Origin of the sequence: Gordonia bronchialis DSM 43247 (assembly GCF_000024785.1) — a bacterium.
GTDB lineage: Bacteria > Actinomycetota > Actinomycetes > Mycobacteriales > Mycobacteriaceae > Gordonia > Gordonia bronchialis.
Map to the genome: position 1 here is coordinate 670,802 of NC_013441.1, position 8,490 is coordinate 679,291.

The following is an 8,490-nucleotide window of genomic DNA, read 5'->3' on the forward strand; positions in this document are numbered from 1 at the left end:
ATGGGCGGTCGGCTCAACCAGCGGGGGTGGGTGGCCGGCTCAACCAGCAGGCCGGGCGGACGCTCAGCGTCGAACCGGCTTGATGATGCTCAGGTTGCCGGCCTGGTGCTGCGTTCCGTAGACGGTGCCCGTCCGTGGGTCGACGACGATGCTGTGGATCGGTGCGTTGACCGGCACGGTGGTGATGACCTGGTTGGTGTCCAGGCTGATCACGGTGAGCGAACGCTTCTGCAGGTTGGACAGGTAGATGAGGCGGCGCTGTGCGTCGATCGCGAGCTTGTTGGGTGAGCCGTTGGTCTCGATGGTCTTGATGACGCGCAGGGTCTGCGGGTCGATGACGAGGACCTTGCCGGTGTCGAAGCTACCGGCGTAGATGCGGCCGGTGACCGGATCCACCTTGGGGCGTGCGTTCGCCGGGGTGGGGATCTTCTTGATGATGGTGTTGGTGCGGATATCGAGGACCGCGAGGTAGTTGTTGCGCTTGTCGTTGTCGGCGTTACCGATGTAGAGGCGGTGCCTCGCGGTGTCCAGGTCGACGAAGGACGGTGCGAACGTGGGGATACGCCGGATCTCGCGGCGAGTGTTGGTGTCCACGATCGCGAGTTGGTTGATGTAGTTCAGTGCGACGTACGCGATGCCGTTGGCCTCGTTGATGGCGATGCCCATCGGATGGCCGCCCGGTACCGAGATGAGGTTCGCGGGGCCCGTGGTGCGGGCATTCATCGGGAAGATGCTGATGCCGTTGGCGTGCGAGTTGGACGTCACCACCCGGTGGCGTTTGGTGTCGAGGGCGATGCCGTCGGGAACCTGGTTGATCGGCATCAGCGGGACCGGACCGGCGTAGAGCACGCCCAGGGGCTGACCGGCGAAGGAGATGGTTCGCGTGGTGCGGCGCGTGTCGATGTCGAAGACGGCGACCTTGGGATTGGTCGGCTTGGTATTGATGCTGAAGTTGGTTCCGCCGCGGGACCCGATGGCCGAGTCGGCGTCGGTGATGAACAGATCGTGCGAGCCACTGTCGAGTGCGAGTTCACTTCCGCTCTTGAGCCCGGCGGGCGCCGAGGAGACCGTGAAGGTCCAGCCCGATGTCGGCGCGGCATGCGCCGCAGCCGGTGCGACGAGCGCGAGCGTGGTCGCGGTGGCGACCGCCGCGACTCCCATGACGTTGCGGACACGGTTCAGGTGCATTTTCATATACCGGATGCTAGCTGTTGCTGGCCATGAGGTTGTTGACGGCGTCGCACCGACTACGGATCCCTCCGATCCGCTGCCTTGGAGGTGGCGTCTTAGGCGAACGCTTGCCGAAGGGGGGCCGCGTCTCCGCGGAGTTCTCCTGCATCGAGCGCTTGGTCGGTGGTGAGAGCGCCGGCGACGAAGCCGACAACGGTATCGGCCTCGGCCGCTAGGACGGTGTTCGGTCGATTCTTGTCACCGATCCGCGCGCTCGGACCACCCTCGTCGATGCGGAGAACGATGAGCAGACCCTCCACCTCAAAGCCGATCTCGACGGGCGGCGCTGCCGTCCTCCCGTGGAGAATGGCGGGCAGGGCGAGCGTCAGCCACCGGGGCCGGAACTCGTCATCACCGCGCCCGGCGGCCAGCAGAGGCACGCCCCACCGGCCCAGGGCCTCCATCGGCTCCTTGAGCTCCGTGCCCCATCGCGTCAGTCCGTAGACGACGCCTGTGTCTCCCAGCGCTCGCTCCACAACGCCGGTCTCCTCCATCGTCCGCAACCGCTCGGCGAGGAGGTTGCTCGCCACGCCCGGCAGGGATGCTTTGAGCTCGCCGTATCGCAGGGGTCCGGGCAGCAGCTCGCGCACGATCAGGAGGTTCCAGCGGTCTCCGACGACGTCGAGCGCGCGCGCCAGCCCGCAGAACTGACCGTAGGATCGACGTGATGATGCACGATTGACATTTTCAACCATGCTTGATGGTATCAATGTACCGTCGTCGTTGCCAGGGCTGTCCGTGCTCCGGCCGTCAAGGAGGTATGAGCATGGAGATCAGCTGGATTGGTGTGCTCCTCGCGTTCGTCGCGGGGATGGTCGTCGCGATGGCCTGGTACTCAAAGGGAGCCATCGCGGACGCCTGGGAAGGACTCACGGGCATCACACCGGAGAAGAACAGACCCGTCCGAACACGGAACCTCGTCCTGCTCGCCGTGTCCAACGCGGCGACCACTTTCGGACTGGCGTTCGCCGTCGGGCTCACGTCGGCGGCCACCGGCAACGACTCCGTGTGGCTGGCGGTGGTGGTTGGGTTCGTCGCCTGGCTGACGCTGTCCGCATCGACTCTTCTCCAGCACAACTCGTTCGAGCAGAAGCCTCTGAAGCTGACGATCATCAACACCGGCTATCAGCTCGCGCTATTCCTGGCGATCACGCTTGTGCTGGGTCTGTTCTAGGCAGGTCGATCCATGACGGGACGATGGGCACGCGCAGCCACAAGAATGCGCCACTCACGCCCGAGGGTCGCCGACGTCTCGTGGAGCGATGCCGCACCCGGCCGATCGCGCACGTGGCGGCCGAGATCGGCATCTCGCGGGCGACCGCATCGAAGTGGGTGAACCGCTACCGGAAGTTCGGCGAACTCGGGCTGCTTGATCGCTCGTCTGCTCCGGTCCGACAGTCAACCGCGACACCCGGCCAGACGGTGGCGAGGACCGAGCAGCTACGACGCGAGAAGAAATGGTCGGCGTCCCGCATCGCATTCGAGCTTCACGCGGACGGCACCACCGTCAGTCGGCGCACGATCACCCGCCACCTGGCTCAGCTCGGCTTGAACCGCCGTCGGTTCATCGACCCCAACGGCGAGAACCCGAGAGATCAAGACCATCACCGCCAAGCATCCCGGGCACATGGTGCACCTGGACGTGAAGAAGGTCGGGCGCATCCCCGACGGCGGCGGCTGGCGAGTGCACGGGAAGAACAGCCCCGAGGCCAGGGCCGCCGCCCGCGCGAAGACCCGCGGCGCGCGAGCGGGATACGCATACCTACACTCTGCGATCGAAGCAGGCGGCTCGAGGAGCAGTGCGGTCACTCTTTGATCGCGACGAGGAGGCGCTGCTCGAGCAGGGTCAGCGGGTGGCCCGGCCGGGGCAGGGTGACCGCCGGCCGCAGTCCCGCTGCCCGTAGTTCGTCGGTCCATTCGTCGTCGGTGAGGAAGATCCGGCGGCCGGCGCGGACGTCGTCGGCGCCGGCGTGTGGTTGACCCACCGCCGGGGACATCAGGAACTGCACCGAGGTGAGCAACTGTGCGTAGGCACGCGTCGACTCGATGATGACCACGGCACCGCCGGGGTCGAGGAGGTCGTGCAGTTCGGTCAGCGTCCGCCCGATGTGGTGCGCATTGTGGAGCACATTCGACGCGATGACGATGTCGTAGCGCGCGGAAGACGCGGACAGCGCGCGGAGATCGGCGTTCATGTCCAGCAATCCGTAACGCATCCAACCGAATCCGGCGTAGTGCTCGCGGGCGGCCGACAGGAAGAACTCGGAGACGTCGGTGAAGTGGTAGTCGAGGGGCACGCTCAGCTCGGCCAGCCCGTCGACGACGTCGGTGGTGGTGCCACCGACACCGGCGCCGAGTTCGAGGATGCGCACCGGCTGTCGACGCGCGCCGATGGTGCCGGTGAGGTCGACGACGGCGGCACGCGCCGCCCGGTTCAGGTAGGCGCTCACCAGGTTCTCGCGGTAGGCCGCCTCGGCGGTGTCGGTGCCGCCGCCGACGAACAGCAACTCCTGCACCCGCATCTCGTCTCGGGCGAGGGCGGTGAGGTTCTCGTTGCAGCCGCGCAGGAACTCGGCCAGCACGGGCCGGTATCCCATGACCGCGCAGACCTTTTCCAAGTCGGTTTCCTCGGGCGGGGGTACCGATTGCGCGATCCGGTACCGATCCTCTGCGGTGCGGACGAGGACGCCGGCGGTCTCCAATGCGAGCAGCCACTGCCGCAGCAGCCAGTGATGGCGTGGTGCGAATCCGAGGCCGGCGGCGATCTCGTCGGCGCTGCGGGCGTCGGCGCCGGTGAATGCCGGGCGAAGCGCCCGCAGCATGGCGTCGAGTCCGATGCGGTCGATGTCGACGCGGGCGGCCTGCACGCGGCGATAGTCGACGGTGTCGGGCACGAGCCGCTCGGCGACCGTCTCGGTGTGTTCGGCGAGGGACGTGCCCGCCTCGGGTGGCGGCGCGGGTTGTCCGACTGCCGGTTTCGGCGGTGGCGGGCCGGCAGCCGCGAGACTCGGTGCGGTGGCGGTGAGGGCGGCTCGATCGCCGAGGAGTGCGATGACGTCGTCGAGGCTGGCACCACCGACGAGTTCGGTGACGGGGAGTTCGTAGCCGAATTCCTCGGTGACCTTGCGTCGCAGGTCGAGTGCCTGCAGGGAGTCCAGGCCCAGCGCGACCAGTGGTCGCGTCGTGTCGATGGCGTCGACGTCGGTCGCGCCGATGACCTCGGCGACGAGTGCCGGAATCCGCTGTCCCGGTGACACCGTCGGTGCGGTTGTCGCGGGACCCGTCGTGGGCCACGTGGGCTCGCTGCTGTTGGATTCGGTACTGACCGGAGTCGCGGCGTGCTGTCCGAGGAGCGCGGTGACGTCGTCGAGGCTGGCGCCGCCTACGAGTTCGGTGACGGGAAGCTCGTAGCCGAACTGCTCGGTGACCTTGCGTCGCAGGTCGAGTGCCTGCAGGGAGTCCAGGCCCAGCGCGACCAGCGGGCGGGTGGTGTCGATGGCGTCGACGTCGGCGGCGCCGATCACGTCGGCGACCACCGCCAACGCTGCGGTACGTAGGTCCCGAACGGGTTGCGGTGCTGCGGGTCCGGGGGTGGAGTCGGCGGCCGGCCGAGTGGATGGTCGTGGTGGTGCGGGTTCAGCCGACGCGAGGTCGGACAGCAACGGTCCGTACCCGAAGTCGCGGAGGACCTCGTGTCCGCGCTGCCAGTCGAAAGCGGCGACGATCGCGTTGTGGCGCACCGCGAGTCCGGCACGGATGGCGGATTCGGACGGCATCGTCCGGTAGCCGACGGCGGCCAGGGTGGCAGCGTCGGCCGCCCCCGAGCCGTCGTGAACCGCCCACTGACCCCACTGCACGGATGCGCAGTCGACGCCGTCGGCACGCAGAGCCGTCGCCACCGCGTCGAGCATGCGATTGGCCGCGGAATAGACGATGGTGCCCCGCCCGCCGATCGTCGCGGCGAACGACGAGCACAGCAGGACCCGCACGTCGTCGGAGGTGGGCACGGCGCCCAGGATGCGGTGCACGCCAGCCACTTTCGCGTCGCACAGCCGTGACACGACGTCGCCGGTGATGTCCTCGAGACCGATGCCGCCGGTGCCGGGTGGCAGGTCGGCGGCGGCGTGGATCGCCACGTCGACCGGTGCGTCGGCCAACGATTCGCCCAGGGCCCGGACCTGGGCGTCGTCGGTGATGTCGCAGCGCTGGACGACGACCTCGGTTCCGTTGCGCCGCAGAGCATCCAGCCGACGCTGCACCTCGGGGGTCGCGCCGCGTCGGCTCACCAGCGTCAGCCGCGTAACACCCTGGGCGGCAAAATGATCGGCGAACTCCAGGCCGACCTTACCGGTGCCACCGGTGATCAGCACATGTCGGCCGGCGGCCGGGGTTTCGGCGGTGGCCGTGTCGTCGGCGGGTGTGAGTCGTTTGACGAACAGATCCTTGCCGCGTAGCGCGATGTCGGGTTCGCGGGCGATGTGCAGGGCCGCCACGATCTTGTCGGCGACGGCCGCATCCACGGTGCCGGTCTCGAGGAGAGCCGGATCGAGATCGAGATGGCCGAAGGACGCGTTCGGGTACTCCGCACCCAGACAACGGAATCCGGCCGCGATACCGGCCGCCCCGATCTCGGGTGACTCGTTGTCCGTCACGGCCTCACCGCCGACGGTCACCAACCAGTGGTCGCGCGGCGGGTCAGCCGCCGACCACCAGCGGCGCTCACCGAAGAAGTCGGCGGCCTGCCCGATCGCCTCCCGTGTACGCGCGTCGGCCCGCGGCTCACGCGCACCGGCCGGTCCCAGCACGACCACCGTGTCGACGCCGTCCAACAGCGTTGCATCATCCGATGATTCGGCTGCGACATCGATCCGACGCGCCGCGGCGCCGAAGTCAGGTGCGTGCTCGACGATTGCGTCGGCGAGCCCGGGGAGTGCACCGAGATCGACGATGCCCATCGTCTGCGGCGCCACCATGGATCGGCGGGGGATGCGGACCCACCGCTGCGCCACCGTCATCGTCGGATCGGGTACGGCGGCGGGCGTCGCAGGCGCACTGGTCCCGGCGTGCGGCGGCGAGACCTCCGGCCGGTTCGTCGCATAGGTCATCCACAGGAACGAATCGTTGGTGATCGTATGCGGAAAGTCGGGAAGCGGCAGCGCAGCAGACCCGCGGGCGGTGTCGTCCTCGACGAGGAGACTCGTCCAGTCGAAGTCGAGGTCGCCGACCGCGATCAGCACGAGGTTCCGGGCGATGACCGACATGTCCTCCGCCTGGCGCCGCGATGTCCCGACCACTGTTGCCGTCGCGTCCGCGATCGACTCGAGCGTCTCGCCGATCGGCAGCTGCAGCGTCGGGTGCTCGGACAATTCCACGAATGTGTTGGCGCCCAACGCAACGGCACGCGCAACAGCCTTGTCGAATCGGACGACGTTGCGCAGATTCCAGAACCAGTACTCGCCCAGTGGAAGATCGGGGGTGATCTCCTCCCCGAGTGTGGAACCGATGCAGGTGATCGGGGTGGCGGTGAAACCCTTGTCGCTCAGGCGTTCACCCGTGGCGTCCAGGATGGTGCGGGCGACCTCGTGCATGACGGCGGTGTGCGCCGGGTAACGGACGGCGATGACGCGGCTGAATCGCCCGGCCTCCGCCAGTTGGTCGACGACGCTGGTGATGATGGGCGTGTCGCCGGACACCCCGGTCATCCGCGGCGAATTGATCACCGAGATCTCCGCCCACCCGGACCGCCGGGCCAGCAACGATTCCGCCTCGGCGCGGTCGGTATCGAGGACGGCCATCGAATATTGTTGTGAGGCAGTGGTGTCGACGGATCGCGCGCGGGTGGTCAGTACGGTGATCGCGTCGTGCAGGTCCATCACGCCGGCGACATAGCACGCGGCGATCTCGCCCTGGGAATGCCCGACGACGATCTCGGGCACCACACCGAAGGAGCGCCACATCGCCGCGAGCGCAGCCATCTGCATGAACAACGCGGGCTGTATCAGCGCAGCGGTGTCGTCGGCGGATGTGTCGCGATCGGGATCGTCGTCGAGGAGATACGACCGCGGGGAGCACCCGGCAACTTCCTCGAAGACCGCGTGGAGACGTTCGACCTCCGCGGCGAAGGCCGCGCTGTGCCGGTGATACAGCGCACCCATACCGGGCCGCTGTCCGCCCTGCCCCGGAAAGACCAGGGCGATGCGCGACCGCCGCGCCGGACCGTCGGAGCGTACGACGGCCGGGTGGTCGGTTCCGGTGGCGACGGCCCGCAGTCCCTCGACGAGCGCGGCAGCGTCCCGGGCCGACACCAGCGCCCGGAACCGCCGGACTGGCCGCGATCGAAACAGCATGCGGCTCAGCTGATCCGGGCTGACATGCGGCGCCCGGGTCAGATAGTCGGCGAGGGATGCGCCCTCGGCCCGCAACAGCGCAGGGGTGTCGGCGGACACCACTACTGGACTCGTTCCGTCCGGGAGTCGCAGGGTGGCCATCGTGGTCCTCACCGGCGGGCGGGGGTGGCCGCGTCAGCCACGAGCAGGTCGGCGACGTCGCGGAGATGGTCGTTCACATAGAAGTGCCCGCCGTCGAAGACGGTCACCTCCACATCGGGGCTGTGGTTGCGCCACGCGTTCAGATCGGCGAGGCCGACGAGCGGATCGGAGTCCCCACCGAGCGCGTGAATCCGGGTGGAGATGCGCACATCCTGCGGACACCGGTATGCGTCCGCGGCGGCGTGGTCGGCTTTCAGGACCGGCAGGGTCAGGCGCATGAGTTCGCGGCTGGCGAGGACGTCGGCACCGGTACCCTCCAGGCTCGCAAGATGATCGAGGAGCTCCTCGTCATCGGTGGGGGCAGGCGGCCGGAACGCGCCCCGGGACGGTGCCACGGCGGCCGAGATCGTCGCCTGATGCTGCGGCAGACCGGCCGCCTCGGCCAGACGCGCGAACTCGAAGGACGTCACCCCGCCGAGGGAATGCCCGAAGGTCATGAACGGGACACCGTTGTTGTACTCCGACGCCTCGAACTCGGTGAAGGCGCCCGCAGCGATGTCGGCCAGATCGGTCATCGGGGGCTCCGCGACCCGATCCTGCCGTCCCGGGTACTGAAAGACGATCACGTCGAAGTCCGTGGACAGCAGTTTGGACAACTCACGGTACGTCGACGCCCCTGCCCCCGCATGCGGGAAGATCAGCATCGGAGTGGTGACCTCGGGTGATGTCTTGTGGAACTTACGAATCCAGCCGGGCTTGGCCATCAGGAACT

Annotated in this window: 5 protein-coding genes and 1 pseudogene; 2 read left to right on the forward strand and 4 right to left on the reverse strand. The window is 68.1% G+C overall.

Annotated features, from left to right (window positions below; genetic code table 11):
• Nucleotides 1–63: 63 nt before the first annotated feature.
• Nucleotides 64–1,194 carry a YncE family protein gene (locus tag GBRO_RS03075; protein WP_012832540.1) on the reverse strand — a complete coding sequence of 377 codons (1,131 nt, stop codon included), beginning with the start codon at nt 1,192–1,194 and terminating at the stop codon, nt 64–66.
• Nucleotides 1,195–1,286: 92 nt separating this feature from the next.
• Entirely contained in the window at nt 1,287–1,925 is a 639-nt protein-coding gene (locus tag GBRO_RS03080) for a winged helix-turn-helix transcriptional regulator (protein ID WP_012832541.1), read from the reverse strand.
• A gap of 65 nt (nt 1,926–1,990) precedes the next feature.
• On the opposite strand from GBRO_RS03080, the gene GBRO_RS03085 reads away from it, so the two are divergent.
• Both GBRO_RS03085 and GBRO_RS25075 read left to right on the forward strand, forming a co-directional pair.
• Nucleotides 1,991–2,404: a DUF1761 domain-containing protein gene (locus GBRO_RS03085; protein ID WP_223373243.1), complete on the forward strand. Its 414-nt coding sequence runs from the start codon at nt 1,991–1,993 to the stop codon at nt 2,402–2,404.
• 23 nt (nt 2,405–2,427) lie between these two features.
• A pseudogene (locus tag GBRO_RS25075) lies at nt 2,428–3,010 on the forward strand (helix-turn-helix domain-containing protein); the annotation flags it as partial.
• Nucleotides 3,011–3,035: 25 nt separating this feature from the next.
• Here GBRO_RS25075 and nbtC read toward each other — a convergent pair.
• Together nbtC and GBRO_RS03100 are read right to left on the reverse strand one after the other, a co-directional pair.
• Nucleotides 3,036–7,718, reverse strand: a complete 4,683-nt coding sequence (gene nbtC / locus GBRO_RS03095; RefSeq protein ID WP_012832543.1) for a nocobactin polyketide synthase NbtC — start codon at nt 7,716–7,718, stop codon at nt 3,036–3,038.
• An 8-nt stretch (nt 7,719–7,726) separates the two neighbouring features.
• On the reverse strand, nt 7,727–8,482 hold the full coding sequence (locus GBRO_RS03100; RefSeq protein WP_012832544.1) for a thioesterase II family protein: 756 nt from the start codon (nt 8,480–8,482) through the stop codon (nt 7,727–7,729).
• Nucleotides 8,483–8,490 lie beyond the last annotated feature (8 nt).

Coding starts and splice junctions, on each gene's coding strand:
- GBRO_RS03075 (WP_012832540.1), bottom strand. CDS start 1,194: ATGAAAATGCACCTGAACCGTGTCCGCAACGTCATGGGAGTCGCGGCG.
- GBRO_RS03080 (WP_012832541.1), bottom strand. CDS start 1,925: ATGGTTGAAAATGTCAATCGTGCATCATCACGTCGATCCTACGGTCAG.
- GBRO_RS03085 (WP_223373243.1), top strand. CDS start 1,991: ATGAGCATGGAGATCAGCTGGATTGGTGTGCTCCTCGCGTTCGTCGCG.
- nbtC (WP_012832543.1), bottom strand. CDS start 7,718: ATGGCCACCCTGCGACTCCCGGACGGAACGAGTCCAGTAGTGGTGTCC.
- GBRO_RS03100 (WP_012832544.1), bottom strand. CDS start 8,482: ATGGCCAAGCCCGGCTGGATTCGTAAGTTCCACAAGACATCACCCGAG.